Here is a 26,897-nt window from a genome sequence, read left to right as displayed (position 1 = left end):
GATGAAAAAAACCGTTATCGCACTGCTGGCCTTATTGGCCAGCGCTACCTGCCTGGCCGCGACGCCGTGGCAGAAAATCACGCACCCCATCAGCGGCAAGCCGCAGTCAATTGGCGCGTTCGCTAATGGTTGCATCGTCGGCGCGCAAGCGCTGCCGTTAAACTCCAGCAGCTATCAGGTGATGCGTACCGATCAGCGGCGCTACTTCGGCCATCCGAATCTCGTGCAGTTTATTCAGCGTCTGAGCAATCAGGTACACAATAAAGGCATGGGAACGGTGCTGATTGGCGACATGGGAATGCCAGCCGGTGGCCGTTTCAACGGCGGCCATGCCAGCCACCAGTCCGGACTGGATGTCGATATATTTCTCCAGCTTCCGCAGAGGCGCTGGAGTTCCGCGCAACTTCTGAAACCGCAGGCGTTGGATCTGGTCGCTCGCGATGGCAAACACGTGGTGCCGTCTTTGTGGCGTCCGCAAATCAGTGAACTGATTAAAATGGCGGCGGAAGATAGCGAAGTGACGCGCATTTTCGTTAACCCGGCGATCAAGCAGCAGCTATGTCTCGATGCCGGGAGCGATCGCGGCTGGTTACGCAAAGTGCGCCCGTGGTTCCAGCATCGCGCGCATATGCATGTGCGCCTGCGTTGTCCGGCGGATAGCTACGAGTGTGAAGACCAGGCGCCTCCTCCGGCTGGCGATGGTTGCGGTGCCGAATTACAAAGCTGGTTTGAACCCCCAAAACCCCCCTCAACCCCTCCTGTGAAGAAGACGCCGCCACCGTTGCCGCCTTCATGCCAGGTACTACTGGATGAGCATGTTCTTTAATGGATAGTTTTATCAATCTCTTTATGGTGTCACCGACAGTATTGGGCATGCTGTTCTTTGTGGCGGTAATGGCAGGGTTTATTGATTCACTGGCGGGCGGCGGCGGGTTGTTAACCGTACCGGCGTTGATGGCGGCGGGTCTTCCTCCCGCGCAGGCGCTGGCGACCAACAAGCTACAGGCGTGCGGCGGCTCGCTGTCCGCTTCGCTGTATTTTATCCGTCGCAAAGTGGTGAATCTGGCCGATCAGAAGCTCAATATTCTGATGACTTTTCTCGGTTCTACCAGCGGTGCGCTGCTGGTTCAGCACGTTCAGTCCGATATCCTTAAGCAGATTTTGCCGATTCTGATTATCGGTATAGGCCTCTATTTTCTGCTGATGCCAAAATTAGGCGAAAACGATCGGCAGCGGCGTCTGTATGGCCTGCCGTTTGCGCTGGTTGCTGGCGGCTGCGTGGGTTTTTATGATGGCTTTTTTGGCCCTGGCGCAGGCTCTTTCTACGCGCTGGCGTTTGTCTCGCTGGCGGGTTTCAATCTGGCGAAATCGACCGCCCACGCTAAATTGCTTAATGCGACCTCTAACATGGGAGGGCTGCTGCTGTTTATTATTGGCGGCAAGGTGATCTGGGCGACGGGTTTTGTGATGATGGCCGGGCAATTTATTGGAGCCCGAGCGGGCTCACGGCTGGTTCTGAGTAAAGGACAATCGCTGATTAGGCCGATGATCGTTGTGGTCTCGGCGGTGATGAGTGCAAAACTTCTTTATAGCAGCCACGGACAGGAGATCCTTAATTGGCTGGGAATGCATTAATGAACAGCACGCATAAATATGAACAGCTGATCGCTATTTTCGACGGCTGTTTTGCTGATGATTTTAATACCCGTCTGATTAAAGGCGACGATGAGCCAATCTACCTTCCGGCAGATGATGATGCGCCGTACCACCGCATCGTTTTTGCTCACGGGTTTTATGCCAGCGGACTGCATGAGATTTCGCACTGGTGCATCGCCGGAAAGGCGCGCCGTGAGCTGGTGGATTTTGGCTACTGGTACTGCCCGGATGGCCGCGATGCGATGACCCAGTCTAAATTTGAAGACGTTGAGGTGAAGCCTCAGGCGCTAGAGTGGCTGTTTTGCGTGGCGGCGGGCTATCCGTTCAACGTCAGTTGTGACAACCTGGAGGGGGATTTCGAACCCGATCGCATTGCTTTTCAGCGGCGGGTACATGCTCAGGTCATGATTTATCTGGCGCAGGGGATACCCGAACGTCCGGCGCGTTTCATTAAAGCGTTACAGCAATATTATCAAACGCCACCTTTGACGGCGGAACAATTCCCGTGGCCGGAAGACCTGCGCTAAGGCCACACTTATCGATAAATGAGGAAAGAAGATGATCGCGGAGTTTGAATCACGCATTCTGGCGTTAATTGACAATATGGTAGACCACGCCAGCGATGATGAACTGTTTGCTGGCGGTTATCTGCGCGGCCATCTGACGCTGGCGGTGGCCGAACTGGAGGGTGAGGGTGAACATAGCGTGGAAGCAGTACATAGTAAGGTGAGCCAGAGTCTGGAAAAAGCCATCAGCGCGGGGGAGCTTTCTCCACCGGATCAGATTCTGGTGCAGAGTATGTGGGATAATTTGTATCAGCAGGCGGTGCGGTCGTAGGTTCCTTTTTTGACGAAGCCCGGTTTTCACCTGACCGGGCTTTGATGCTGGTCGATTAAGCGAGTTACAGCTTCAGCCAGATTGCTGACAAAGTGCAGTCTTTTGGAATTGCCCGGCAGCGTGCGCTGCACGGGCTTACGTCGCCGGATGCAGAAGGTCATGTCGACCGAATAAGGCGCAGCCGCCATCCGGCGTAGTAAATGTGGGCCACAATATCTGATACCGGTGTGTTGTTCGCCTCAGCCTTAGCTCGGATTCAGCTTTCCTCAATTATTTTACCGCTTTGCCTCTCAGCAGCTTTCTTACCCACAAACGATTTGGATTCAGCGCCGCTAACGTTTCCCTGTCCATCGGTAACGGCTCCTCACTCATTTGCGCCGCCAGAATCTCCGCCGCCAGAGGCGCGGAACATAAACCGCGTGAACCCAGAGCCCCTAGCATATACAGATTGCGGTGAACCGGTGCTTCTCCGGCCTGCTCAGGATGTTCAACCAGCGAGGCATACTCACGTAAGGTGGCGTCATAATCGGGCACATTTCCGACCATTGGTAAATGATCGCGCGTGGCACAGCGCACGGCGCAACGGGCCTCGTTTGCGCTGATATCCACCTCCTGTGCCCATTCTGCCAGTGGGAAACAGTCAATCAGGCGTTGACGATTCTGTCGCTGATCTTCCGGGCTGAAATCCGTATTCGTCTCCCCGCGATGATAGCTCGCACCAATGCAGTGCTGTTGATTATGCGGATTTTGCGGCGTCAGATAGCCGTCGTAGCACAGGACCTGACGCAATTGTGATAACCCTGCCGTGGTGGGAATATGGCTGACCTGCCCGGCAACCGGATACATCGGGAGATGCGCCGTCTGGACGAAACGGGTTACCTGATGGCCATTCGCCAGCACCACGATCTCATGGTACTGCCGCTGGTTCAATTGCCAGCCGTTACCATCAGCGCTGATAGTCTCAACGGGGAAATTGTAGTGAACACGTAATCCCTGGGTGGCGGCGAGGGAGAGAATCTCGGCGGTTAGCTGTTGTGGGCAGAGCCAGCCGCCAGCGGGATAGCTTATCCCTCCGCAGCCGGTTTCCACGCCGGTGATGTCTGCTGTAGTCTGCGCGTTTACAGCAACGGCGATTTCCTGGGGCAGGTTAAGGGTGAGCATCTGGGCAATTTTCTGCGCGCTTTTTTCATCCCAACCCAACTGGGTAACACCGCACCAGTCATGCTCAAACGGCACCGGAAGCATGTCGTACAGGCGGCGGGCAAAAGTAAACGCCGCCGGAAAAAAACGGGCCAGCGCCGGATCGTGTTGGCTTAGCAGCGGATAAAGCGCGCCCTGACGGTTGCCGGAAGCGCCTTCCGCCGGAGCGCTGTCGGCGCAATATAACGTAACCTGCCATCCACGGCGCAGCAGCGCCAGAGAGAGCAGGGCGCTGGCGATCCCCCCACCGATAATCGCCGCCTCGCGCAGTTCCGTTCCGCGACGGGAGAACCATGGCGTACGCAAAGGGAAGGTCAGCGTTTGCGCCATTTCGCCGGTAAGCATTTCACGCTTGCGGCCAAACCCTTTGCGCTTCCGCATGCTGAACCCGACTTCCTGTAGCCCACGACGAACAAAACCGGCGGAGGTAAAGGTGGCCAGGGTGCCGCCAGGTCTCGCCAGGCGGGCCATGGCGGAAAAGAGCGTCGGCGTCCACATATCCGGGTTTTTCGCCGGGGCAAAGCCGTCAAGGAACCATGCATCTACCTGCTGATTCAGTGAATCATCCAGCTCGTCGGTCAGTTCGTTGATATCGCCAAACCACAAATCGAGGGTTACGCGCCCGTTATCCAGCAGCAGGCGATGACAGCCTGCGATCGGCAACGGCCACTGCGCCTGAAGCTGTTCCGCCCATGGCACCAGCTCTGGCCAGCGCTGATGCGCCAGACGCAGGTCTTCCGCTTGCAGAGGAAATTTTTCAAAACTGATGAAATGTAATCTTTGCAGGGTAGCGTCAGGGTTATCGCGGTGAAAAACGTCAAACGCCTGCCAGAGCGTGAGGAAGTTAAGGCCAGTGCCGAATCCGCTTTCGGCGACAATAAATAACGGGCGCGGATGAACGGGAAAACGTTCGTTGATCTGGTTAGCGCCGAGAAAAACGTAGCGTGTCTCTTCCAGACCGTTGTCATTGGAAAAGTAGACGTCGTCGAAATCTCGGGAAACAGGTGTACCCTCAGCATTGAATTCCAGCCTGGCAGGTTGTATAGCGTTTTGTTTCACGTAAGTTACTCGAATCACAAGGTGTAGCACGATCTTAACGATGTGTGCCGGGAGGCGCAAATTTATACATAAATTGTCTGATCGGACTTGTTCGGCGTACAAGTGTACGCTATTGTGCGACACGAAACTTAATATAGTGTGACTTACAGAGGTATTGAATGAAACGTGCAGTGATTACTGGCCTGGGCATCGTTTCCAGCATTGGTAATAACCAGCAGGAAGTCCTGGCATCTCTGCGTGAAGGACGCTCCGGGATCACTTTCTCTGAAGAATTTAAAGATTCAGGAATGCGTAGCCACGTATGGGGTAACGTCAAGCTGGACACAGCCGGTATGATTGACCGCAAAGTGGTTCGTTTCATGAACGATGCCTCTATCTATTCCTATCTCTCCATGCAGCAGGCGATCGAAGATGCTGGCCTGAAAGACGAGGTTTATCAGAACAACCCGCGTGTGGGCCTGATTGCCGGTTCTGGCGGTTCTTCTAAATCTCAGGTTTTCGGCGCTGACGCAATGCGTAGTCCGCGTGGTCTGAAAGCCGTGGGGCCTTATGTGGTGACCAAAGCGATGGCATCTGCGGTGTCCGCTTGCCTCGCGACACCTTTCAAAATCCACGGCGTGAACTACTCCATCAGCTCCGCATGTGCGACTTCCGCTCACTGTATCGGCAATGCGGTTGAACAAATCCAGCTGGGCAAACAGGACATCGTGTTTGCTGGCGGCGGCGAAGAGCTGTGCTGGGAAATGGCCTGTGAATTCGACGCGATGGGCGCATTATCCACCAAGTACAACCAAACACCAGCAAAAGCCTCCCGTACCTATGATACCCATCGTGACGGTTTTGTTATCGCCGGCGGCGGCGGTATGGTTGTCGTTGAAGAGCTGGAACACGCTCTGGCGCGCGGTGCGCATATCTATGCTGAAATTGTTGGTTACGGCGCAACGTCCGACGGTGCGGATATGGTTGCGCCATCCGGCGAAGGCGCGGTGCGCTGCATGAAGATGGCGATGCACGGCGTTGATACTCCTATCGATTATCTGAACTCTCACGGGACTTCCACGCCGGTTGGCGATGTGAAAGAGCTGGGCGCGATTCGCGAAGTCTTCGGTGATAACAGCCCGGCAATCTCCGCCACAAAAGCGATGACCGGCCACTCCCTGGGCGCTGCAGGCGTGCAGGAAGCTATCTACTCGCTGCTGATGCTGGAACACGGTTTTATCGCCCCGAGCATCAACATTGAAGAGTTGGACGAGCAGGCTGCAGGGCTGAACATCGTGACCGAGCCGACAGAACGTGCGCTGACGACGGTTATGTCTAACAGCTTCGGTTTTGGCGGCACCAACGCCACGCTGGTGATGCGCAAATACAAGGCATAACCTGCCATCGTTGAAAAAGGAGCCAGTCGGCTCCTTTTTTATCCTGTTGACAGACCCTTGCGTCTGCAGGCAAACTCCTGCCACAACATTATTCTCTCCGATAATGCGTAAGCGTTTAACGTCATCCAACGCGCCTTAATCCTGACAATCAGGTGGAGAAGGCGTGGCTATTACCCCGCCTTACTCTGCGAACTGGAGTAAAGCATGTCTGCAGTAATGAAAACCAAAATCTCCTCTTCAGCGAACGGTTCGTTATTTCGTATCACGCTTGCCATTTTCCTGACCTATATGACCGTCGGTCTGCCGCTGACCGTGATCCCTTTGTTTGTCCATCAGGAACTGGGCTTTGGCAACACTATGGTGGGTATCGCCGTAGGTATCCAGTTTCTGGCAACCGTGTTAACTCGCGGCTATGCCGGTCGCCTGGCGGATCAGTATGGCGCGAAGCGCTCCGTACTCCAGGGGATGCTGGCCTGTGCGCTGGCGGGCGGCGCCTGGCTGTGCGCTGCGCTGTTGCCAGTATCGGTTTTGGCGAAGTTTGGCATACTGATTGTCGGGCGTCTGATTCTTGGGTTTGGCGAAAGCCAACTGCTGACGGGTAACCTGAGCTGGGGCATGGGGCTGGTGGGGCCATCGCGTTCCGGTAAGGTGATGTCGTGGAATGGTATGGCAATATATGGCTCGCTAGCGACAGGGGCCCCGTTGGGACTGTTAATCTACAGCCATTATGGTATCCCTGTGCTGGCCTGCGTCACCATGCTGTTGCCGTTAGTCGCATGGGCGATCAACGGTACGGTGCCAAAAATACCGGCTCACGGTGGCGAGCGCCCGTCGCTGTGGAGCGTTGTGGGGATGATCTGGCGGGCAGGTATTGGACTTGGGCTGCAGGGCGTGGGTTTCGCCGCGATAGGCACATTCATTTCGCTCTATTTTGCCAGCAATGGCTGGGCGATGGCCGGTTTTACGTTAACCGCGTTTGGCGGGGCGTTTGTGCTGATGCGCGTGCTGTTTGGCTGGATGCCGGATCGTTTTGGCGGCGTGAAGGTCGCCACCGTTTCGCTGCTGATCGAAGCGATAGGGTTGACGCTGCTTTGGCTGGCGCCAAATGCCTGGGTGGCTCTGGCGGGGGCCGCGCTAACCGGCTGCGGCTGTTCGCTTATCTTCCCGGCGCTGGGGGTAGAGGTCGTGAAGCGGGTGCCGCCCCAGGTGCGCGGCACTGCGCTTGGCGGCTATGCCGCGTTTCAGGACATCTCTTATGGCGTGACGGGGCCGCTTACCGGGCTGCTGGCGACTTCTTTAGGCTACTCTTCCGTCTTCCTGGCCGCAGCGATATGCGCTGTTCTGGGGATTGTGGTGACGCTACTGTCATTGCGCCACCAGGCGAGTACCTAGGTCCGGCATACGGGGGGATGATGGTTTTACATCATCAACCACAGCAGGATGAGTAGTACGATCAGCGTCAGCGCGATGACCCACGGTTTTTTGAATACCCGTCTGGGCGAGGCGGGGGGAGACTGAACCGGGGGAATGGTCAGTGTCTCCTGTGCTCTGGCGACTCTGAGAACAAAGATTTTGTTAAGCAGGGTCAGCAACTGTGCCGCGCTTAGCGGTGTTTGCGCTGTCACGTGCCAGCTGGTTTGGGCAAAACTCATCACTTTTTGCCACTCTGCCGCTTCAAGCGGCTGTTTTAATGCGGCCTGTAACGAGGTCAGCGTTGGCGCCGCCTGCGCGCTGAGCGTTTGCCGGGCGTGTAGCCAGTATGAGAGCGGGGTGAAGTGGGTAGCCGGGATCAGCTCCCCGCTTTTTACGCCGCTGAGCTCCAGCATGGACTGCCAGATGAGCTTACTGGATTCACCGGTGGCGGCGGCAAGTTTGGTCACCTGCTGATTGAGCGTGTTGTGTTCCGCAGGCAGCAGCGGGCGGTGCGTTGGCGGGCGCTGCTGAGGCTGAGGAATCGAGAGCTGGCCGCTTTGCAGTAATTGCAGCACATTTTCCAGCTGCGGCTGAGTGAGTGCGTGCAGTGAAGTCTGCCCGTCATGTTGACGAATATAATCGCTGACCGCCTGGCGAGTGTTGCCCTGGTTAAGCCGTTCGCTCAGTTGCGCCAGGACCTGCCGCCGGTGATGATTTTGTTGTGCAAGGATTAAGCGTTGATTCAGGCTATTTTCCGCGGCCGTAAAATGGTTTGCCAACAGCGGCGCATCACTCTTCAGGCCCAGATCGTGTTTGACACCGGCCCACACTTCCGCATTTTGCTGCGATGTTAACGCCACCAGGCGCGTAATCTGGCGCTCGAGTACGGTGCGTTGCTGCATGGTGAGCGGAGGTTCGCCTGTCTCCGGAGGGCGATCGGACATACCTGAAACGGGTTGCGTCATGACTAATCCTTTCCGTATTACTGTACTAAATTACTGTACTAAGGGCCGGGGGATGATGTTCCTGGCGGCAAGATTATGGCACACTTCCCCGGTTTACACTCGCTCTCAGACAGGTACTGAATCGTGAAAATCCTTGTTGATGAAAATATGCCCTACGCGCGTGAGCTTTTTAGCCGTCTGGGGGAAGTGAAGGCCGTTGCGGGTCGTCCTGTCCCGGTCGACGCGTTAAACGATGCCGATGCGCTGATGGTTCGTTCCGTCACTAAAGTTAATCAGGCGCTGCTCGACGGCAAGGCTATAAAATTCGTCGGCACCGCCACCGCGGGCACCGATCATGTTGATCAGGAATGGCTGGCGCAGGCGGGGATCGGTTTTTCCGCCGCGCCGGGCTGCAACGCGATAGCGGTGGTGGAGTATGTGTTTTCAGCGCTGTTAATGCTGGCCGAACGCGATGGTTTTATGCTCCGCGATCGCACGGTTGGCATCGTCGGCGTCGGCAACGTCGGCGGGCGTTTGCAGAAGCGCTTTGAGGCGCTGGGGATTAAAACCCTGCTTTGCGATCCGCCGCGTGCCGATCGCGGAGATGAGGGCGATTTCCGCCCCCTTGATGAGCTGGTGCAGGAAGCGGATATTCTGACCTTTCATACGCCGCTATATAAAGAGGGGCAGTATAAAACGCTGCACATGGCGGATGAGGCGCTGATTCGCCGTCTGAAACCGGGGGCGATTTTAATCAATGCCTGCCGCGGCGCGGTGGTGGATAACGACGCACTGCTCAAATGCCTGGAGGAAAACCCGCCGTTAAGCGTGGTGCTGGACGTCTGGGAGCCGGAGCCGGACCTGAATACTGAATTGCTCAAGCGGGTTGATCTTGGCACACCGCACATTGCCGGCTATACCCTGGAAGGGAAAGCGCGCGGCACGACCCAGGTTTTTGAAGCCTATAGCGCGTTTATCGGTCATCCGCAGCAGGTGGCGCTGGATACGCTGCTACCGGCACCGGAGTTTGGCCGTATTACGTTGCACGGACCGCTCGATCAGGCAACGTTAAAACGACTGGTTCATTTGGTGTATGATGTGCGCCGCGATGATGCGCTGTTGCGAAAAGTCGCTGATGTCGCGGGCGAGTTCGACAAGCTGCGTAAAAATTATCAGGAACGCCGTGAATGGTCGTCGTTGTACGTACAGTGCAGCGATGCTCAGGCGGCGACGCTGTTGCGTCAGCTGGGCTTTAATGCCGTACATCATCCGATTCGTTAATATCATCTTAATGCGCCTGCCGGATACGCCGGCAGGGGCGCTTTTTTCTGGAGTACACCACCATGTCTGAAGGCTGGAATATTGCCGTACTGGGCGCAACGGGCGCCGTAGGCGAAGCCTTGCTCGAAACTCTTGCCGAACGTCAGTTCCCGGTGGGGGATATTTATGCGCTGGCGCGGGGTGACAGCGCTGGTGAACATCTGCGTTTTTCCGGTAAGTCGGTTGTCGTTCAGGATGCTGCCGAATTTGACTGGACTCTGGCCCAACTGGCCTTTTTTGCCGCCGGTGTTGAAGCAACCGCGACGTATATCGAAGAGGCCACTCAGGCGGGCTGCCTGGTAATTGATTTAAGCGGCCTGTTCGCGCTGGAGCCGGATGTGCCGCTGGTGGTGCCGGATGTGAATCCGTTTGTCCTTGCGGATTACCGCAATCGCAATGTTATCGCGGTACCAAACAGCCTGACCAGCCAGCTATTGTCGGCGTTGAAACCGTTGATCGATCAAGGCGGTCTGTCGCGTATCAGCGTAACCAGCCTGCTTTCCGCTTCCGCACAGGGGAAAAAGGCGGTCGATGCGCTGGCTGGCCAAAGCGCCAAATTACTGAATGGTATGCCGATCGATGAAGACGATTTCTTTGGTCGTCAACTGGCATTCAACATGTTGCCATTGCTGCCCGATCGTGAAGGTAGCGTGCGCGAAGAGCGCCGTATTGTCGATGAAGCACGTAAAATTCTGCAGGATGACGGTCTGATGATTTCCGCCAGCGTTGTCCAGTCTCCGGTGTTCTACGGCCACGCGCAGATGGTCAGCTTTGAAGCGCAACGCCCGCTGGCGGCGGAAGAAGCGCGCGATGCTTTTGGCCGCGGCGAAGATATCGAGCTGTCCGAGGAGAGCGAATTCCCGACCCAGGTGGGCGATGCATCCGGCAACGCCCGTCTTTCAGTGGGGTGTGTTCATAATGATTACGGTATGCCTGAGCAGGTACAGTTCTGGTCCGTTGCCGATAATGTTCGCTTTGGCGGCGCGCTGGTTGCGGTGAAAATTGCTGAGAAGCTGGTTCAGGAGTATCTCTACTGATGTCCGGGATGGAACAGCCGGTCTATAAAATTGCGCTGGGCATTGAGTATGACGGCAGCAAGTATTATGGCTGGCAGCGGCAGAACGAAGTCCGTAGCGTACAGGAAAAACTGGAAAAGGCGTTGTCGCAGGTGGCCAATGAGCCGGTTAACGTCTTTTGCGCGGGGCGTACTGACGCCGGTGTTCATGGCACCGGGCAGGTGGTGCATTTTGAAACCCGCGCGCTGCGTAAAGACGCGGCATGGACGCTGGGGGTTAATGCAAATTTACCTGGCGATATCGCGGTACGCTGGGTTAAGGCAGTGCCGGAAGACTTTCACGCCCGTTTCAGCGCCACGGCGCGCCGTTATCGTTATGTTATCTATAATCATCGTTTGCGCCCGGCGATATTGAGCCGCGGCGTCACCCATTATTATCTTCCTCTGGATGCCGGGCGGATGCATCGCGCCGCCCAGTGTCTGCTGGGAGAGAATGATTTCACTTCGTTTCGGGCGGTGCAGTGCCAGTCGCGTACGCCGTGGCGTAACGTGATGCACATTAACGTCGCGCGTTATGGCGCTTATGTGGTGGTGGATATCAAAGCGAATGCCTTTGTACATCATATGGTAAGGAATATTGTCGGCAGCCTGATGGAAGTAGGTGCCGGTAACCAGCCAGAGAGCTGGATTGCAGAACTTCTGGCGGCAAAAGACCGGACGCTTGCCGCCGCAACGGCAAAGGCCGAGGGATTGTATCTGGTATCGGTGGATTATCCGGCCCGCTACGACCTGCCGGTCATGCCGATGGGCCCGCTGTTTTTGGCGGACTAATACATACTCGACGTCATTCGAGCAGCATGATAAACACGCGACGGCGCCAGCAGGAAGGCGGCGCATAGATGGACCGGATACGCCGCAGCCAACGCGCATGCAGTTTGAGATATGATGAATGGAGTTATTAAGGGCTAACGCAAATTATGGATCTGATTCATTTTTTAATTGATTTTATCCTGCATATTGATGTGCATCTGGCTGAACTGGTTGCGCAATACGGTATCTGGGTATACGCGATTCTGTTTTTGATTTTGTTCTGTGAAACCGGTCTGGTGGTAACGCCTTTCCTGCCCGGAGATTCTCTGCTGTTTGTGGCAGGGGCGCTGTCAGCGCTACCGACCAACGATCTCAATGTGCATTTAATGGTGTTATTGATGGTGATTGCCGCAGTTGCCGGCGATGCGCTGAACTACACTATTGGTCGGCTTTTTGGCGAAAAGCTATTCAGCAATCCTCATTCTAAAATCTTCCGCCGCAGCTATCTGGACAAAACGCATCGTTTCTACGAGCGCCATGGCGGGAAAACGATTATTCTGGCGCGTTTCGTGCCGATCGTCAGAACTTTTGCGCCATTTGTCGCGGGGATGGGGCATATGTCCTATCGGCATTTCGCGATGTATAACGTGGCTGGCGCGTTGCTGTGGGTACTGTTGTTTACTTACGCAGGCTATCTGTTTGGCGATTTGCCGATCGTACAGGAAAATCTGAAGCTGCTGATTGTGGCGATTATCATCCTTTCGGTACTGCCAGGCGTGATTGAAGTCATCCGTCACAAGCGGGCAGCGGCGAAACAGGCGAAATAACGCGGTGAATTTCTTCGGTCGGTACACTGTCGTCCGAAGAGTAAAGTGTGAGCGGTTCGACCACTTTTTTATCCCATGTTACGGGATGTTATGATTTAATGTGCAACATTCATGGTCTGTAAGGGGCAAAAATGGCATTATGCGCCCCTTGCGACAAAACTGGCATCGACCAGGTTCTGGTAGAAAGGTTATCAATGAGCTGGATTGAACGAATTAAAAGCAATATAACCCCCACCCGTAAGGCGAGTATCCCTGAAGGTGTATGGACCAAGTGCGACAGTTGCGGTCAGGTATTGTACCGGGCAGAGCTGGAGCGCAACCTGGAGGTTTGCCCTAAGTGCGATCACCATATGCGCATGTCGGCGCGCAATCGCCTGCATAGCCTGCTGGACGAAGGTTCTCTTGTGGAGCTGGGAAGCGAGCTCGAGCCAAAAGATGTGCTGAAGTTCCGCGATTCGAAAAAGTATAAAGACCGTCTGGCATCAGCCCAGAAAGAGACTGGCGAAAAAGACGCGCTGGTGGTCATGAAAGGCACCCTGCATGAAATGCCGGTTGTTGCCGCTGCTTTTGAGTTCTCCTTTATGGGAGGATCAATGGGGTCTGTGGTCGGCGCGCGTTTTGTGCGTGCGGTCGAACAGGCTCTGGAAGACCACTGTCCGCTGATTTGCTTCTCGGCCTCTGGCGGCGCGCGTATGCAGGAAGCGCTGATGTCGCTGATGCAGATGGCGAAAACCTCCGCGGCGCTGGCGAAAATGCAGGAGCGCGGGCTGCCGTATATCTCCGTGCTGACCGATCCGACGATGGGCGGGGTATCGGCGAGCTTTGCCATGCTGGGCGATCTCAACATCGCTGAGCCAAAAGCACTGATCGGTTTTGCGGGTCCCCGCGTTATCGAACAGACCGTGCGTGAGAAACTGCCGCCGGGATTCCAGCGCAGTGAGTTTCTGATTGAGAAAGGGGCGATCGATATGATCGTTCGTCGCCCGGAAATGCGCCTGAAGCTGGCCAGTATTCTGGCGAAGCTGATGAACCTCCCGACGCCAAATCCGCAGCTTGCGCCGGAAGGCGAAGTGGTGCCAGCGGTGCCGGATCAGGAACCCGAGGCCTGATGATACAGAGGGCGGGCCTGACGGCGCTGCCCTTTTTTTTACGCGTAGTTATCTTAACTCTTGCCGGATATCATGGAAAAACAACCTATTCCTCAGGCCGCGTCGCCCCTGGCAACGTGGCTTTCTTATCTGGAACATCTGCACAGTAAAGCGATTGACCTCGGGCTGGCGCGTGTCAGCGAAGTGGCGAAGCGGATGTCAGTATTAAAACCCGCGCCGTTTATCTTTACGGTAGCGGGAACCAACGGCAAAGGAACCACCTGCCGTACCCTGGAATCGGTACTGATGGCGGCGGGTTATAAGGTTGGCGTCTACAGTTCGCCGCATCTGGTGCGCTATACCGAGCGGGTGCGGGTGCAGGGCGAGGAACTGCCGGAACTCGCGCATACGGCCTCTTTTGCGGAAATTGAAGCCGCGCGCGGCGAGATTTCCCTTAGCTATTTTGAATTTGGTACCCTTTCGGCACTGTGGCTGTTTCAGCAGGCGCAACTCGACGTGGTGATTCTGGAGGTTGGACTTGGCGGCCGCCTTGACGCGACCAATATCGTCGATGCCGATGTGGCGGTGGTGACCAGTATTGCGCTCGATCATACGGACTGGCTGGGGCCGGATCGCGAAAGCATTGGCCGTGAAAAGGCGGGTATTTTTCGCGCCCGGAAGCCAGCTATTGTTGGTGAACCGGATATGCCGCTGACTATCGCCGGGGTTGCCAGTGAAAAAGGCGCGTATCTGCAGCGCCGCGATGTTGACTGGCATTATAAAACAGCCGCGCAGAGCTGGTCGTTCAGCGATCGGCGCGGCACACTGGCCAATCTGCCGCTGCCGCAGGTACCTCTGCCGAATGCCGCGACCGCGCTTGCCGCCCTGCGCGCCAGCGGGCTTAAGGTTGACGAGCAGGCGATTCGCGAGGGGATTCAAAATGCGATGCTTCCGGGGCGCTTTCAGATAATCAGCGATACTCCACGGGTGATCCTGGATGTTGCGCATAATCCACACGCGGCGGCTTACCTCGCCGGGCGTCTCAAAACCTCAGGGAAAACGGGGCGCGTACTGGCGGTGATTGGTATGCTGCATGACAAGGATATCGCGGGTACGCTGGAAAACCTGAAAGCGGAAGTTGACGACTGGTACTGTGCGCCGCTGGAAGGGCCGCGTGGCGCCACGGCGGCACAACTGATGGAACATTTGCGCGCAGGCCAGGTCTATACCAGCGTCGCGCAGGCGTGGCATGCGGCGATGGCTGATGCCAGACCAGAAGATACGGTGCTGGTGTGTGGTTCATTCCATACGGTGGCGCATGTAATGGAAGAGATAGACGCGGGGAGAATCGGTGGCCAGTAAGTTTCAGAACCGTTTAGTCGGGACGATCGTGCTGGTGGCGCTGGGGGTGATTATCCTGCCAGGGCTGCTGGATGGTCAGAAAAAACACTATCAGGATGAGTTTGCGGCCATTCCGCTGGTACCAAAACCGGGGGATCGCGATGAGCCGGATATGCTGCCAGCGGCGACGCAGGCGTTGCCTTCACAGCCTCCGGAAGGGGCGGCGGAAGAGGTGAGAGCCGGGGATGCCGCGGCGCCATCGCTCGATCCGTCGCGGATCCCGGTGAACAGTAACAGTTTTGATGTGGCGCAGGAGCCGGTTGTGACGGCAAAATCGCAACCTCAATCTCCACCGAAACCTCAGCCTGCACCTAAACCTGAACCGAAACCTCAGCCTAAGCCGGTCGAGAAACCACAGCCGCAGAAGCCGGCTGAAATTCCGGCGCCGACCGGTAAAGCTTATGTTGTGCAGTTGGGCGCGCTGAAGAACGCCGATAAGGTCAATGAGATTGTCGGCAAGCTGCGCGCCTCCGGGTTTACTGTCTACACGGTGCCTTCGACGCCGGTGCAGGGGAAAATCACGCGCATTCTGGTGGGGCCGGATACCTCGAAAGAAAAGCTGAAGGGGCAGCTTGGCAAGCTGAAGCAGCTTTCAGGACTCAGCGGCGTGGTGATGACCTACAGTCCGAACTAACCCTATTCTCTTTTTAGCTGAGAAGAGTGTAATCTGTGAACAGCCTCCGCTGAAGGGGTGTAAGGCGGTATGGCGTTGAATGTTTTTTCAGCGCCATTTTTATTTCTGTAGGGTATGGAAATCCCTACGCAAACGTTTTCTTTTTCTGTTAGAATGCGCCCGAACCGGAAGACAGGGCGTGAAAATCGTGGGACGTATATGGTCTGGATTGATTACGCCATTATTGCGGTGATCGGTTTTTCCTGCTTGGTTAGCCTGATCCGCGGCTTTGTTCGTGAAGCTTTATCTCTGGTAACCTGGGGATGCGCTTTCTTTGTTGCCAGCCATTACTACACTGACCTGGCTGTCTGGTTCACGGGCTTTGAAGACGAACTGGTTCGAAATGGGATTGCTATCGCGATACTGTTTATCGCAACGCTTATCGTTGGCGCTATCGTTAATTTTGTGATCGGTCAACTGGTGGAAAAAACCGGCTTGTCGGGTACCGATAGAGTGTTAGGGATCTGCTTTGGCGCCCTGCGTGGTGTGCTAATCGTCTCGGCGATGTTGTTCTTTCTCGATAGCTTTACCAGTATGGCGAAAAGTGAAGACTGGCAAAAGTCTGAGCTGATCCCGCAGTTCAGTTTCGTTATCAGATGGTTCTTTGACTATCTGCAGAGCTCGTCAAGTTTCTTGCCCAAAGCATAAGCGTTGGGATGTAGCTTAACGAGGAAAAGACGTATGTGCGGTATTGTCGGTATCGCCGGTGTTATGCCGGTAAACCAGTCGATTTATGACGCGTTAACGGTGCTTCAGCATCGTGGGCAGGATGCCGCAGGCATCATCACTATTGATGCGAACAACCGTTTCCGTTTGCGAAAGGCGAACGGTCTGGTGAGCGATGTTTTTGAAGCCCGCCATATGCAGCGTTTGCAGGGTAATATGGGGATTGGTCACGTTCGTTACCCGACGGCTGGCAGCTCCAGCGCCTCTGAGGCTCAGCCTTTCTATGTTAACTCGCCGTACGGCATGACGTTGGCGCACAACGGTAACCTGACCAACGCTCACGAGCTGCGTAAAAAACTGTTTGAAGAAAAACGCCGCCATATCAACACCACCTCCGATTCCGAAATCCTGCTCAATATCTTCGCCAGCGAGCTGGACAATTTCCGCCACTACCCGCTGGAAGCCGACAATATTTTTGCGGCGATTGCCGCGACCAACCGGCAGATTCGCGGCGCCTACGCCTGCGTGGCGATGATTATCGGTCACGGTATGGTTGCCTTCCGCGATCCGAACGGTATTCGTCCGCTGGTATTGGGTAAGCGCGATGTGGGCGATGGCCGCACCGAGTATATGGTTGCGTCGGAAAGCGTGGCGCTGGATACGCTGGGCTTTGAGTTTCTGCGTGACGTCGCGCCAGGTGAAGCCATATACATCACAGAAAAAGGCCAGTTGTTTACCCGCCAGTGCGCGGAAAACCCGGTCAGTAATCCATGCCTGTTCGAGTACGTGTATTTTGCGCGGCCGGACTCATTCATTGACAAAATTTCCGTCTATAGCGCCCGCGTCAATATGGGGAGAAAACTGGGTGAGAAAATCGCCCGTGAATGGGAAGATCTCGATATTGATGTGGTGATCCCTATTCCGGAAACCTCCTGCGATATCGCGCTGGAAATTGCCCGCATCCTCGATAAGCCATACCGCCAGGGCTTCGTGAAAAACCGCTATGTGGGCCGTACCTTTATCATGCCTGGCCAGCAGCTGCGTCGTAAATCCGTACGGCGTAAACTGAACGCCAACCGTGCTGAGTTCCGCGATAAGAACGTGCTGCTGGTTGATGACTCCATCGTGCGCGGCACCACGTCAGAACAGATTATTGAGATGGCGCGTGAAGCCGGGGCGAAGAAAGTGTATCTGGCCTCTGCTGCGCCGGAAATTCGCTTTCCGAACGTGTATGGCATTGATATGCCAAGTGCTAATGAGCTGATTGCTCATGGCCGTGAAGTGGATGAGATCCGCCAGCTTATCGGCGCAGATGGCTTGATTTTCCAGGGCCTGAACGATCTGATCGATGCGGTTCGTGCGGAGAATCCGGATATTCAGCAGTTTGAATGTTCGGTGTTCAACGGTATCTATGTCACCAAAGATGTCGATCAGCGGTATCTGGATTATCTGGATACTCTGCGTAATGATGATGCGAAAGCGGTTCAGTTGCAGAATGAAGTCGAAAACCTGGAGATGCACAACGAAGGGTGAGTCTTACGGGTTATCATATGGCCTGCGCTCGTAAGAGCGCGGGCCATTTTTTTGGTGATTCATCATCCATCGCAACGTTATGCTGTTGCGTTAGAGAGGATAATCCGGCAAAGTTTGCGCCACTGTGTAAGAAGGAGCAATTACCGTGAAGCGACTCATTGTTGGTATTTCCGGCGCCAGCGGCGCAATTTATGGCGTGCGATTGCTCCAGGTTTTACGCGATGTGTCTGATGTCGAAACTCACCTTATTGTAAGTCAGGCTGCACGGCAGACGCTGGCGCTGGAAACGGATTTTTCACTGCGTGAAGTGCAGGCGTTAGCCGATGTGGTTCACGATGTTCGCGATATTGCCGCCAGTATCTCTTCCGGTTCGTTTAAAACCGCCGGGATGGCGATCCTGCCGTGTTCGATGAAAACCCTGTCCGGCATTGTGCATAGTTATACCGATGGTTTGTTGACCCGGGCTGCGGATGTGGTGCTCAAGGAGCGCCGCCCTCTGGTGCTGTGCGTGCGGGAAACGCCGTTCCATACCGGTCACCTGCGTTTACTGCTCCAGGCGGCGGAAATGGGCGCGGTGATCATGCCGCCGGTGCCTGCGTTCTATCATCGCCCGCAAACCCTTGACGATGTGATTAACCAGACGGTTAATCGCGTTATCGATCAGTTTGATATTACCCTTCCACAGGATCTTTTCACCCGCTGGCAGGGCGCACAGGATTGCACTAAATAAGTGCAATGCATCCGTGAGTGTGCTCTTGTGGTGCAATTTTGTCGTCCCGATCAAATCCCCGATATTTAATTTGCTTTTTTGCGTTCTGGCGCTGCGGTTTATCCGTTATTGCTGGTATCTTTCCCTTTAAGACAAATACGCAACCTTTAATTAACAAATTTAACGTTGTTTTCTGTAGTCATTGTGAAAATGGCATAAAATGTGCAGGAATTTGTCGGCAGTACAAATAACAAGACGACGCATCGCATAACAATATCACGACACTTAAGGGTAACCTATGAAGAAGACGGTCCTGGCTCTCTCTTTAATGATGGGAATTTGCAGCGTTTCCAGCGCATTCGCTGCGCTGCCGAAGAGTATTCGCATTGGCACAGACCCCACCTATGCGCCTTTTTCATCAAAGGATGCGAAAGGGGATTTCGTGGGTTTTGATATCGATTTGGGCAATGAACTCTGTTCGCGTATCAAAGTTAAATGTACCTGGGTGGGCAGCGACTTTGACGCGCTGATCCCGTCGCTGAAGGCCAAGAAAATCGATGCTATCATCTCTTCGCTGTCGATTACTGAAAAGCGTCAGCAGGAGATCGCGTTTTCTGACAAGCTTTACGCGGCGGATTCCCGACTGATTGCCGCCAAAGGTTCGCCGATTCGACCGACGCTGGCATCCCTGAAAGGTAAACATGTCGGCGTACTCCAGGGCTCCACGCAGGAAGCTTATGGAAATGCATACTGGCGCAATCATGGTGTCGATGTGATCGCCTATCAGAATCAGGATTTAATTTATTCAGACCTTGCCGCTGGCCGTCTGGATGCCGCATTTCAGGATGAAGTCGCCGCCAGCGAAGGCTTCCTCAAGCAGCCCGCCGGTAAAGATTTTGCTTTTGCCGGCCCCTCCGTTAAAGACAAAAAATATTTTGGTGATGGTACCGGTATCGGGTTGCGTAAAGACGATACCGAGCTGAAGACGGCGTTTGATAAAGCACTGGCCGATATGCGTAAAGACGGTACCTACGACAAGATGGCGAAGAAATACTTCGATTTTAATGTATATGGTGACTAAGACGCCCGCAGGCCCGGAATGCCGGGCCATGTGGAACCGTCTTGCTCTTTATTGGTGCGTGAGTGATTTTTTTGAACCATCATGGTGCGCAAGATGGCCTCGTTGCACGATAAAATTGCATAGTTACGCGTTTCTGGTGCGAAAAGATTTCCTTTCTGGCGCAGAATGTTTTGCCTTATCGGGGCGAATAATGGCACGATAACTGGTGTAAGTGCTTCTAATAAACCCGTTAGAATGACAGTCTGTTGAGGATAGTTATGAAAAAACTGGCGTTGTCTCTCTCTTTAGCGCTGGCGCTTTCCAGCGTTTCCGCCGTATATGCAGCAATTCCGCAAAAAATTCGCATCGGTACCGATCCGACTTATGCCCCGTTTGAATCAAAAAATGCGCAGGGCGAATTAGTGGGTTTTGACATTGATCTGGCAAAAGAGCTGTGTAAGCGCATTAATACAAAATGTACCTTCATTGAAAACCCGCTGGATGCGCTGATCCCGTCCTTAAAAGCGAAGAAAATCGATGCCATCATGTCCTCGCTTTCGATCACGGAAAAACGTCAGAAGCAAATTGCCTTTACCGATAAACTTTACGCGGCAGATTCTCGTCTGGTGGTGAAAAAGGGGAGTGATATCACCCCCGATCTGGATAAGCTGAAAGGTAAACGTGTGGGCGTGCTGCAAGGAACAACGCAGGAAACCTACGGTAATGAATATTGGGCGCCGAAAGGCATTGAGATCGTCTCTTATCAGGGGCAGGACAATATTTATTCAGACCTGACAGCCGGACGCATTGATGCCGCGTTCCAGGATGAAGTGGCCGCCAGCGAAGGGTTTCTCAAACAACCCATCGGCAAAGATTATCAGTTTGGCGGTCCGTCGATTAAAGATGAGAAGCTGTTTGGCGTCGGTACCGGTATGGGACTGCGCAAAGAGGACAACGAACTGCGAGAAGCACTGAATAAAGCCTTTGCCGAGATGCGTAAAGACGGCACCTACGACAAGCTGGCGAAGAAATATTTTGATTTTAACGTGTACGGAGACTAACCATCTTGCGTACCCCATCGTGCGTCATTTGGCGCGCGATGGTCGATGACAGACAGGGTAAGACAGCATGCTGTACGGGTTTTCTCAGGTTATATTTCAGGGCGCGCTGGTCACCCTTGAGCTGGCGTTAAGTTCGGTTGTTCTGGCGGTGCTCATTGGTCTGGCAGGCGCCGGGGCCAGACTTTCCAACAATCGTGCGCTGGCGCTAATTTCTGAAGGTTACACCACCTTAATCCGCGGCGTACCCGATCTGGTGCTGATGCTGCTGATTTTTTACGGATTGCAGATTGCGCTTAATAGCGTGACAGACGCACTTGGCCTGGCGCAATTTGATATCGACCCGATGGTGGCGGGGATTATCACACTGGGCTTTATTTATGGCGCCTATTTCACCGAAACTTTTCGTGGCGCCTTTCTGGCGGTGCCGAAAGGCCATATCGAAGCAGCGACAGCTTTTGGCTTCAGCGGCGGGCAAACCTTTCGTCGCATCTTATTCCCGGCGATGATGCGCTTTGCGCTGCCTGGAATAGGCAACAACTGGCAGGTGATCCTCAAGGCCACCGCGCTGGTTTCATTGCTGGGACTCGAAGATGTGGTGAAGGCGACGCAGTTGGCTGGTAAAAGTACCTGGCAGCCTTTCTATTTCGCTATCGTCTGCGGCCTGATTTATCTTGTATTTACCACGGTTTCCAATGGTGTGCTGCTGATGCTCGAACGCCGTTATTCTGTAGGCGTGAAGAGGGCTGACCTGTGATTGAAATTATTCAGGAGTACTGGAAATCCCTGTTGTGGACCGATGGCTACCGGTTTACCGGCGTGGCGATTACGCTCTGGTTGCTGATTTCTTCGGTGGTGATGGGAGGCATTCTGGCGGTTTTTCTCGCTATTGGCCGTGTCTCAAGCAATAAATACATTCAGTTTCCTGTCTGGCTGTTTACCTACATTTTTCGTGGTACGCCACTGTATGTGCAGTTGCTGGTGTTCTATTCAGGGATGTACACGCTGGAAATCGTCAAAGGAACAGAACTGCTGAACGCGTTCTTTCGCAGCGGCCTCAACTGTACGGTGCTGGCGCTGACGCTAAATACCTGCGCGTATACCACGGAGATTTTCGCCGGAGCGATTCGCTCGGTGCCAGCCGGAGAGATTGAGGCGGCGCGGGCGTATGGTTTTTCAGCGGTCAAAATGTATCGCTGCATTATTTTGCCTTCCGCGCTACGCATCGCTCTGCCTGCATACAGCAACGAAGTGATTTTGATGCTGCACTCCACCGCGCTGGCTTTTACCGCTACGGTGCCGGATCTGCTGAAAATCGCCCGTGATATCAACTCGGCAACTTACCAGCCGTTTACCGCCTTCGGTATTGCCGCTGTGCTGTATTTAATTATCTCGTATGTGCTGATTAGCTTGTTCCGCAAGGCGGAAAAGCGCTGGCTGCAGCATATCAAACCCTCTTCGACGCACTGAGAACGCCATGTCCGACAATAAATTAAATGTAATCGATCTGCATAAACGTTACGGCGAACAGGAGGTGCTGAAAGGCGTCTCGCTGCGGGCGGAAGCCGGGGACGTAATCAGTATTATTGGTTCATCAGGTTCCGGTAAAAGCACCTTTTTGCGCTGTATTAACTTTCTCGAAAAACCCAGTGAAGGCACGATTGTCGTTAACGGGCAAAATATTGGCCTGGTTCGTGATAAAGATGGCCAGTTGAAGGTTTCAGACAAGAACCAACTGCGTCTGCTGCGTACCCGACTGACAATGGTGTTTCAGCATTTCAATCTCTGGAGCCACATGACGGTGCTGGAAAACGTCATGGAGGCTCCGATTCAGGTGCTGGGATTGAGCAAACAGGACGCGCGCGACAGGGCGGTGAAATATCTGGCAAAAGTGGGTATTGATGAGCGCCAGCAGAGTAAATACCCGGTACACCTTTCAGGTGGCCAGCAGCAGCGCGTTTCCATTGCTCGTGCGCTGGCGATGGAGCCGGAGGTGTTGCTGTTTGATGAACCGACATCGGCCCTCGACCCGGAACTGGTGGGCGAGGTATTGCGTATTATGCAACAGTTAGCGGAAGAGGGGAAAACCATGGTCGTGGTGACTCATGAAATGGGGTTTGCCCGACATGTCTCTTCACACGTGATTTTCCTTCATCAGGGGAAGATTGAAGAAGAAGGGCATCCCGACGAGGTCTTCGGTAACCCAAAAAGTCAGCGCCTGCAGCAGTTCCTGAAAGGTTCGTTGAAGTAGTCATGCGGGTCAGTTAAGGGGCCGTCAGCCGGAGTGCGCGGTTCGGTTAAGTGGCGGTCAGGCGAACGCCTGAGGCGATTTTGAGGCTGACAATAGCGTCGGTTTTTTATGCGCTACAGCGGCGGGAGAGTTACAGCTTCAGCTCAGATTGCTGATAACGCGCGTTCTTTTCGCATTGCCCGGCGGCGCTTCGCTTGCGCAGGCCTGCGTGGAATACATAACTTTATGATATTGCTGGTTTTGTAGGTCGGGTAAGGCGTGATCCGCCACCCGACACGAAAACGGCACAATATGTGATGCCGGTTTGTCATCAGCGTTAGCCCAGGCTCACCGCAAGGGGCCGTGCATCTAAAACCTGGCGAGAACGCAGGCCCTCACCCATAACTGGCCGCCAGGTGAAGCCGGTCACAGGCGGTGGATATAACGAAGACCCTCGTATTTCTAGTGAACGGAACAGGCCACTAAGCTAAAAATGGGCGAAAACTAAACATATGCCATTTTCGCCTAACCCACTGCAAAAGCGATTGCCGCTGGATAACGTTCCGGCCAAATGAGGGGCGTTGAACTAGCTCAGCACATCGGCCAGGGCTTCATCCAGCTCATACCAACGAAAGCCAAATCCTGAGGCTTCAAGCCGTTTTGGCAGCATGCGCTGACCGGTGAGCACCAGCACGGAAGATTCTCCCATCAGCAGCCGGATAGCCGCAGCCGGGACGCGGAAGATCGCCGGGCGGTTCAACGCATGACCCAGCGCGTGGGCAAACTGTTCGTTGCGCACCGGGTAGGGAGCGACCATATTAAACGGGCCGCGCAGGTCATTATCCAGTAGCCACAAAATGCCGTTGACCATATCGTCAATGTGGATCCACGCCATGTATTGTCTGCCGCTGCCAATCGGGCCGCCGAGGCCGAGCTTAAACGCTGGCGTCAGTTTGGCCAGAATACCGCCTCGCGGCGCCAGCACGATGCCGGTGCGCAGCAGGCAGACCCGGGTCTGCTCGTTTTGCGCTTCACAGGCGATCTGCTCCCAGCGGGCGCACAGTTTATGCGTAAATTCGTTATGCGGCGGCTCTTCTTCGGTCACCACCACTTCGCCGAGGTCGCCGTAATATCCGGCAGCGGAACCGCTAATCAGCACCGCTGGCGGCGTGTCGCTGGCATGAATCAGCGCGACCAGTCTTTGCGTGATATCCCAGCGGCTGTGGCACAGTCGCTGCTTTTGCTCTGCCGTCCAGCGTTTATTGGCGATAGGTTCGCCAGCCAGGTTAATGACGGCATCAACGCCGTTGAGATTTGTCTGCCCTTCGAAATCGCGCCACAGAGTGACGCGCGAATCGAGCCGGGTTTTCGCCTTTTCAGGGCTGCGCGTTGAAACCGTTACGTCATGCCCCAGCGCTAATAACCGGGGGATAAGATGTCGGCCAATCAGGCCGGTGCCACCAGTAAGCAGAATTTTCATACTGCCTCCTAAGATGCGCCTACCGTCGCCAGCTCATGGTCATGGATACTGAATCGGCATAGCGCAATGCGTACAGTTTATCGATCTCTACTTCAGCATAGGTAACCCAGTGATGTTCGCATGCGATATTGAGCACATCCTGCGTTAATTTTTCCAGCAGGGAGAAGCGGTTATTCTCAATATGGCTAATGATGCGCTTGGTGATCGTGCGGTAGTTCAACGCGTCGTTAATATCTTCGCTGTTGCGGGATTTATCCGCCGGGTAGTGGATAGCGACGTTGACCACCACATCCTGGCGGTTGGCGATCTCTTCTTCTTTAATTCCAATAAAAGTACGCAGGCGCAGGTTCTTAATTCGAATAATGGCGTCTGGTTGAGACATTGCAGGCTTCCTCCGTGTAGTAATTTCCGCAATCATACATCAAAGCAGCGCTGGCGAGCAGAGGGTTAATTGGCTTGTATTTTCATGAGCGCTTCAACGGTGGCAGGGCGCTGGCGAATACGCTCGAACCAGTTGTGTACTGCCGGGAAATTTGCCAGATCGATGCGTTGACGCTGATGGGCATTAATCCACGGCCAGCAGGCAATATCGGCGATGCTGTAGTGGTTTCCGCCAAGCCAGGGACTCTCTCCAAGACGTCGGTTGAGGACGCCATACAGACGTTGCGTTTCCACCTGATAGCGCTCAATGGCGTAGGGAACCGCCTGCGGGGCAAAATGATTAAAGTGGTGATTCTGCCCGAGCATCGGCCCCAAACCGCCAACCTGCCAGAATAGCCATTGCAGCGTAACGTGACGCTCGCGAAGTTCACCGCTCAGTAGCTTGCCTGTTTTTTCTGCCAGATACAGTAGGATCTCTCCGGATTCAAACAGGTTTAACGGCATACCGCCGTCGGCGGGGGCGTGATCAACGATCGCCGGGATCTTGTTATTCGGTGAGATAGCGAGAAATTGCGGACGAAACTGTTCTCCCTTGCTGATATCTACCCGAATCAGGCGATAGGCTAACTGCGCTTCTTCGAGGAAAAGCGTGATTTTATTGCCATTGGGGGTGGGGGCATAGTAAAGATCGATCATGGCATCTCCCGCCGTTATTGCGCGCAAACTTTTCGAGTATAGGCGAAGGCGCCCGATTTGGCTGACGTGCCGGGTCTGTTATCGATTTCACCTCGCTCAAGTGGTTCAGGCAGAATCCTTATGGCGGCGTCGGTGACATCCTCTGAAAGACAGGATATGTTGATTCTTGTACCCTGACCTATTCGCTATTGAGGACACCATGAACCAGCCCGTCATTACCCTGTGGTCCGATGCCGATTTTTTTTCGCCGTACGTGATGTCAGTATATGTTGCGCTACGGGAAAAAAGCCTGCCTTTTACGCTGAAAACCGTCAATCTTAATCGCGGAGAACACTTACAGAGCGGCTGGAAGGGGTACTCTGCGACCCGTCGCGTCCCGTTGTTGGACGTCGACGCGTTCTCCCTGAGTGAATCTTCCGCAATTACTGAATATCTGGATGAGCGTTTCGCGCCGCCGGAGTGGGAGCGACTTTATCCGCATGACCTGCAAAAGCGCGCGCGGGCGCGTCAGGTGCAGGCCTGGCTCCGTAGCGACCTGATGCCGATTCGTGAAGAGCGTCCGACGACCGTGGTGTTTGCCGGCGCGAAGAAACCGCCGCTGAGTGAAGCCGGACGGAGAAGCGCTGAAAAATTGTTTGAAATCGCCAGCGGCTTGCTGGCCCACGGCCAGCAGAATCTGTTTGGCGAATGGTCTGTTGCCGATAGCGACCTGGCGTTGATGATCAACCGGTTGGTCCTGAACGGCGATGATGTCCCTGGCGCGCTGGCTGACTACGCCGCTTTCCAGTGGCAACGGGCGTCGGTTCAGCGCTTCCTCACACTGTCGGGCAAACATGCTGGCTGATAAGCCCTGGCAGTTCCGTTATTATAGGCGCATCGTAATGCGTGGAGATGGAATGTATGAAGCTGATGTTTGCATCGGATATCCACGGCTCTCTGCCCGCAACTGAGCGCGTTCTTGAACTGTTCGCACAACGCGGTGCGCAGTGGCTGGTGATCCTTGGCGACGTGCTGAATCACGGGCCGCGTAACGCTCTGCCTGAAGGGTATGCCCCTGCCCGGGTTGCGGAGAAGCTAAATGGCGTAGCGGAACGGGTGATTGCCGTGCGCGGCAACTGCGATAGCGAAGTTGATCAGATGCTGTTGCATTTCCCCATTACCGCCCCCTGGCAGCAGGTATTGAGCGCGCGAACGCGCCTGTTTTTGACGCACGGCCATCTGTATAGCCCGGATAATTTGCCACCGCTTGCCGCTGGCGATGTGCTGGCTTATGGTCATACTCATATTCCGGTTGCCGAGAAGCGCGACGACATTTTTCTCTTCAATCCCGGCTCGGTCAGCATCCCTAAAGGGGGATTTGCCCCCAGCTACGGCTTCCTGAATGGGGGGCAATTGCAGGTTTTAGCACTCGATGATAATCAGGTTATTGCAGAGGTCGCGATTTACCCGTAATTTACCCCTCAAC

Annotated in this window: 28 protein-coding genes; 23 read left to right on the top strand and 5 right to left on the bottom strand. The window is 54.6% G+C overall.

What is annotated here, in order from left to right:
* Position 1 precedes the first annotated feature (1 nt).
* The 4 genes from mepA to FE839_RS13965 are packed head-to-tail and all read left to right on the top strand — an operon-like array spanning position 2 to position 2,493.
* Positions 2-826, top strand: a complete 825-nt coding sequence (gene mepA / locus FE839_RS13980) for a penicillin-insensitive murein endopeptidase (protein WP_138361415.1) — start codon at positions 2-4, stop codon at positions 824-826.
* Positions 826-1,635 (top strand): sulfite exporter TauE/SafE family protein, encoded by an 810-nt coding sequence (locus FE839_RS13975; protein ID WP_138361414.1) that lies wholly within the window; start codon positions 826-828, stop codon positions 1,633-1,635. The genes mepA and FE839_RS13975 overlap by 1 nt, the downstream gene beginning before the upstream one ends.
* Complete coding sequence (locus FE839_RS13970) at positions 1,635-2,183, top strand: elongation factor P hydroxylase (RefSeq protein WP_138361413.1); 549 nt, start codon at positions 1,635-1,637, stop codon at positions 2,181-2,183. Before FE839_RS13975 ends, FE839_RS13970 begins: the two co-directional genes overlap by 1 nt.
* Before the next feature lie 31 nt (positions 2,184-2,214).
* Positions 2,215-2,493, top strand: coding sequence for a YfcL family protein (locus FE839_RS13965; protein WP_138361412.1), 279 nt, complete (start codon positions 2,215-2,217; stop codon positions 2,491-2,493).
* Positions 2,494-2,763: 270 nt separating this feature from the next.
* Here the strand turns inward: FE839_RS13965 and mnmC are convergent, their stop codons facing one another.
* Positions 2,764-4,752: a bifunctional tRNA (5-methylaminomethyl-2-thiouridine)(34)-methyltransferase MnmC2/FAD-dependent 5-carboxymethylaminomethyl-2-thiouridine(34) oxidoreductase MnmC1 gene (mnmC, locus tag FE839_RS13960; protein WP_138361411.1), complete on the bottom strand. Its 1,989-nt coding sequence runs from the start codon at positions 4,750-4,752 to the stop codon at positions 2,764-2,766.
* 158 nt (positions 4,753-4,910) lie between these two features.
* Between mnmC and fabB the strand changes: the two genes are divergently transcribed.
* The gene (gene fabB / locus FE839_RS13955; RefSeq protein WP_138361410.1) at positions 4,911-6,128 is read left to right on the top strand and encodes a beta-ketoacyl-ACP synthase I; all 1,218 of its coding nucleotides are present in this window, start codon (positions 4,911-4,913) and stop codon (positions 6,126-6,128) included.
* Positions 6,129-6,332: 204 nt separating this feature from the next.
* Entirely contained in the window at positions 6,333-7,520 is a 1,188-nt protein-coding gene (locus FE839_RS13950; RefSeq protein ID WP_138361409.1) for an MFS transporter, read from the top strand.
* A 26-nt stretch (positions 7,521-7,546) separates the two neighbouring features.
* Here FE839_RS13950 and flk read toward each other — a convergent pair whose 3' ends face one another.
* Positions 7,547-8,506: a flagella biosynthesis regulator Flk gene (gene flk, locus FE839_RS13945; RefSeq protein WP_138361408.1), complete on the bottom strand. Its 960-nt coding sequence runs from the start codon at positions 8,504-8,506 to the stop codon at positions 7,547-7,549.
* A gap of 123 nt (positions 8,507-8,629) precedes the next feature.
* On the opposite strand from flk, the gene pdxB reads away from it, so the two are divergent.
* From pdxB to hisP, 15 genes are all read left to right on the top strand, one after another.
* Positions 8,630-9,766, top strand: coding sequence for a 4-phosphoerythronate dehydrogenase PdxB (gene pdxB / locus FE839_RS13940; protein WP_138361407.1), 1,137 nt, complete (start codon positions 8,630-8,632; stop codon positions 9,764-9,766).
* A 62-nt stretch (positions 9,767-9,828) separates the two neighbouring features.
* Positions 9,829-10,842 carry an aspartate-semialdehyde dehydrogenase gene (locus tag FE839_RS13935; protein ID WP_138361406.1) on the top strand — a complete coding sequence of 338 codons (1,014 nt, stop codon included), beginning with the start codon at positions 9,829-9,831 and terminating at the stop codon, positions 10,840-10,842.
* Complete coding sequence (truA, locus tag FE839_RS13930) at positions 10,842-11,651, top strand: tRNA pseudouridine(38-40) synthase TruA (protein ID WP_138361405.1); 810 nt, start codon at positions 10,842-10,844, stop codon at positions 11,649-11,651. Before FE839_RS13935 ends, truA begins: the two co-directional genes overlap by 1 nt.
* A gap of 146 nt (positions 11,652-11,797) precedes the next feature.
* A complete protein-coding gene (locus FE839_RS13925; protein ID WP_138361404.1) occupies positions 11,798-12,457 on the top strand; it encodes a DedA family protein in 660 nt (219 codons plus the stop codon).
* 194 nt (positions 12,458-12,651) lie between these two features.
* On the top strand, positions 12,652-13,566 hold the full coding sequence (gene accD, locus FE839_RS13920) for an acetyl-CoA carboxylase, carboxyltransferase subunit beta (RefSeq protein WP_138361459.1): 915 nt from the start codon (positions 12,652-12,654) through the stop codon (positions 13,564-13,566).
* Between the two features lie 72 nt (positions 13,567-13,638).
* A complete protein-coding gene (gene folC / locus FE839_RS13915; protein ID WP_138361403.1) occupies positions 13,639-14,907 on the top strand; it encodes a bifunctional tetrahydrofolate synthase/dihydrofolate synthase in 1,269 nt (422 codons plus the stop codon).
* Positions 14,897-15,580 (top strand): cell division protein DedD, encoded by a 684-nt coding sequence (dedD, locus tag FE839_RS13910; protein WP_138361402.1) that lies wholly within the window; start codon positions 14,897-14,899, stop codon positions 15,578-15,580. Before folC ends, dedD begins: the two co-directional genes overlap by 11 nt.
* A 198-nt stretch (positions 15,581-15,778) precedes the next feature.
* A complete protein-coding gene (gene cvpA / locus FE839_RS13905) occupies positions 15,779-16,267 on the top strand; it encodes a colicin V production protein (protein WP_138361401.1) in 489 nt (162 codons plus the stop codon).
* 33 nt (positions 16,268-16,300) lie between these two features.
* Positions 16,301-17,818 carry an amidophosphoribosyltransferase gene (gene purF, locus FE839_RS13900; protein WP_138361400.1) on the top strand — a complete coding sequence of 506 codons (1,518 nt, stop codon included), beginning with the start codon at positions 16,301-16,303 and terminating at the stop codon, positions 17,816-17,818.
* A 145-nt stretch (positions 17,819-17,963) separates the two neighbouring features.
* Positions 17,964-18,548 carry a UbiX family flavin prenyltransferase gene (locus tag FE839_RS13895; RefSeq protein WP_138361399.1) on the top strand — a complete coding sequence of 195 codons (585 nt, stop codon included), beginning with the start codon at positions 17,964-17,966 and terminating at the stop codon, positions 18,546-18,548.
* Between the two features lie 277 nt (positions 18,549-18,825).
* Positions 18,826-19,608 (top strand): lysine/arginine/ornithine ABC transporter substrate-binding protein ArgT, encoded by a 783-nt coding sequence (gene argT / locus FE839_RS13885; protein WP_138361398.1) that lies wholly within the window; start codon positions 18,826-18,828, stop codon positions 19,606-19,608.
* A gap of 257 nt (positions 19,609-19,865) precedes the next feature.
* Positions 19,866-20,648, top strand: a complete 783-nt coding sequence (gene hisJ / locus FE839_RS13880) for a histidine ABC transporter substrate-binding protein HisJ (protein ID WP_138361397.1) — start codon at positions 19,866-19,868, stop codon at positions 20,646-20,648.
* Positions 20,649-20,715: 67 nt separating this feature from the next.
* The gene (locus FE839_RS13875; RefSeq protein ID WP_138361396.1) at positions 20,716-21,402 is read left to right on the top strand and encodes a histidine ABC transporter permease HisQ; all 687 of its coding nucleotides are present in this window, start codon (positions 20,716-20,718) and stop codon (positions 21,400-21,402) included.
* Positions 21,399-22,115, top strand: a complete 717-nt coding sequence (locus FE839_RS13870; RefSeq protein WP_138361395.1) for an ABC transporter permease — start codon at positions 21,399-21,401, stop codon at positions 22,113-22,115. Before FE839_RS13875 ends, FE839_RS13870 begins: the two co-directional genes overlap by 4 nt.
* A 7-nt stretch (positions 22,116-22,122) precedes the next feature.
* The gene (gene hisP, locus FE839_RS13865) at positions 22,123-22,896 is read left to right on the top strand and encodes a histidine ABC transporter ATP-binding protein HisP (RefSeq protein ID WP_138361394.1); all 774 of its coding nucleotides are present in this window, start codon (positions 22,123-22,125) and stop codon (positions 22,894-22,896) included.
* Positions 22,897-23,461: 565 nt separating this feature from the next.
* On the opposite strand, the gene FE839_RS13860 is transcribed toward hisP, so the two are convergent.
* From FE839_RS13860 to yfcG, 3 genes are all read right to left on the bottom strand, one after another.
* Positions 23,462-24,355, bottom strand: coding sequence for a TIGR01777 family oxidoreductase (locus FE839_RS13860; RefSeq protein WP_138361393.1), 894 nt, complete (start codon positions 24,353-24,355; stop codon positions 23,462-23,464).
* A 19-nt stretch (positions 24,356-24,374) separates the two neighbouring features.
* Positions 24,375-24,737 carry a dihydroneopterin triphosphate 2'-epimerase gene (gene folX, locus FE839_RS13855; RefSeq protein ID WP_138361392.1) on the bottom strand — a complete coding sequence of 121 codons (363 nt, stop codon included), beginning with the start codon at positions 24,735-24,737 and terminating at the stop codon, positions 24,375-24,377.
* Between the two features lie 65 nt (positions 24,738-24,802).
* A complete protein-coding gene (gene yfcG, locus FE839_RS13850) occupies positions 24,803-25,432 on the bottom strand; it encodes a GSH-dependent disulfide bond oxidoreductase (protein ID WP_138361391.1) in 630 nt (209 codons plus the stop codon).
* Between the two features lie 199 nt (positions 25,433-25,631).
* Here yfcG and yfcF point away from each other — a divergent pair, with 199 nt between their 5' ends.
* Positions 25,632-26,276 carry a glutathione transferase gene (gene yfcF, locus FE839_RS13845; RefSeq protein WP_138361390.1) on the top strand — a complete coding sequence of 215 codons (645 nt, stop codon included), beginning with the start codon at positions 25,632-25,634 and terminating at the stop codon, positions 26,274-26,276.
* A 56-nt stretch (positions 26,277-26,332) separates the two neighbouring features.
* Complete coding sequence (gene yfcE, locus FE839_RS13840; RefSeq protein WP_138361389.1) at positions 26,333-26,884, top strand: phosphodiesterase; 552 nt, start codon at positions 26,333-26,335, stop codon at positions 26,882-26,884.
* The last annotated feature ends 13 nt before the right edge of the window (positions 26,885-26,897 follow it).

Origin of the sequence: Klebsiella indica (assembly GCF_005860775.1) — a bacterium.
GTDB lineage: Bacteria > Pseudomonadota > Gammaproteobacteria > Enterobacterales > Enterobacteriaceae > Klebsiella > Klebsiella indica.
This window is presented reverse-complemented; position numbering and strand designations above follow the sequence as displayed.

Coding starts and splice junctions, on each gene's coding strand:
- mepA (WP_138361415.1), top strand. CDS start 2: ATGAAAAAAACCGTTATCGCACTGCTGGCCTTATTGGCCAGCGCTACC.
- FE839_RS13975 (WP_138361414.1), top strand. CDS start 826: ATGGATAGTTTTATCAATCTCTTTATGGTGTCACCGACAGTATTGGGC.
- FE839_RS13970 (WP_138361413.1), top strand. CDS start 1,635: ATGAACAGCACGCATAAATATGAACAGCTGATCGCTATTTTCGACGGC.
- FE839_RS13965 (WP_138361412.1), top strand. CDS start 2,215: ATGATCGCGGAGTTTGAATCACGCATTCTGGCGTTAATTGACAATATG.
- fabB (WP_138361410.1), top strand. CDS start 4,911: ATGAAACGTGCAGTGATTACTGGCCTGGGCATCGTTTCCAGCATTGGT.
- FE839_RS13950 (WP_138361409.1), top strand. CDS start 6,333: ATGTCTGCAGTAATGAAAACCAAAATCTCCTCTTCAGCGAACGGTTCG.
- flk (WP_138361408.1), bottom strand. CDS start 8,506: ATGACGCAACCCGTTTCAGGTATGTCCGATCGCCCTCCGGAGACAGGC.
- FE839_RS13935 (WP_138361406.1), top strand. CDS start 9,829: ATGTCTGAAGGCTGGAATATTGCCGTACTGGGCGCAACGGGCGCCGTA.
- truA (WP_138361405.1), top strand. CDS start 10,842: ATGTCCGGGATGGAACAGCCGGTCTATAAAATTGCGCTGGGCATTGAG.
- FE839_RS13925 (WP_138361404.1), top strand. CDS start 11,798: ATGGATCTGATTCATTTTTTAATTGATTTTATCCTGCATATTGATGTG.
- accD (WP_138361459.1), top strand. CDS start 12,652: ATGAGCTGGATTGAACGAATTAAAAGCAATATAACCCCCACCCGTAAG.
- folC (WP_138361403.1), top strand. CDS start 13,639: ATGGAAAAACAACCTATTCCTCAGGCCGCGTCGCCCCTGGCAACGTGG.
- cvpA (WP_138361401.1), top strand. CDS start 15,779: ATGGTCTGGATTGATTACGCCATTATTGCGGTGATCGGTTTTTCCTGC.
- purF (WP_138361400.1), top strand. CDS start 16,301: ATGTGCGGTATTGTCGGTATCGCCGGTGTTATGCCGGTAAACCAGTCG.
- argT (WP_138361398.1), top strand. CDS start 18,826: ATGAAGAAGACGGTCCTGGCTCTCTCTTTAATGATGGGAATTTGCAGC.
- hisJ (WP_138361397.1), top strand. CDS start 19,866: ATGAAAAAACTGGCGTTGTCTCTCTCTTTAGCGCTGGCGCTTTCCAGC.
- FE839_RS13875 (WP_138361396.1), top strand. CDS start 20,716: ATGCTGTACGGGTTTTCTCAGGTTATATTTCAGGGCGCGCTGGTCACC.
- hisP (WP_138361394.1), top strand. CDS start 22,123: ATGTCCGACAATAAATTAAATGTAATCGATCTGCATAAACGTTACGGC.
- FE839_RS13860 (WP_138361393.1), bottom strand. CDS start 24,355: ATGAAAATTCTGCTTACTGGTGGCACCGGCCTGATTGGCCGACATCTT.
- folX (WP_138361392.1), bottom strand. CDS start 24,737: ATGTCTCAACCAGACGCCATTATTCGAATTAAGAACCTGCGCCTGCGT.
- yfcG (WP_138361391.1), bottom strand. CDS start 25,432: ATGATCGATCTTTACTATGCCCCCACCCCCAATGGCAATAAAATCACG.
- yfcF (WP_138361390.1), top strand. CDS start 25,632: ATGAACCAGCCCGTCATTACCCTGTGGTCCGATGCCGATTTTTTTTCG.
- yfcE (WP_138361389.1), top strand. CDS start 26,333: ATGAAGCTGATGTTTGCATCGGATATCCACGGCTCTCTGCCCGCAACT.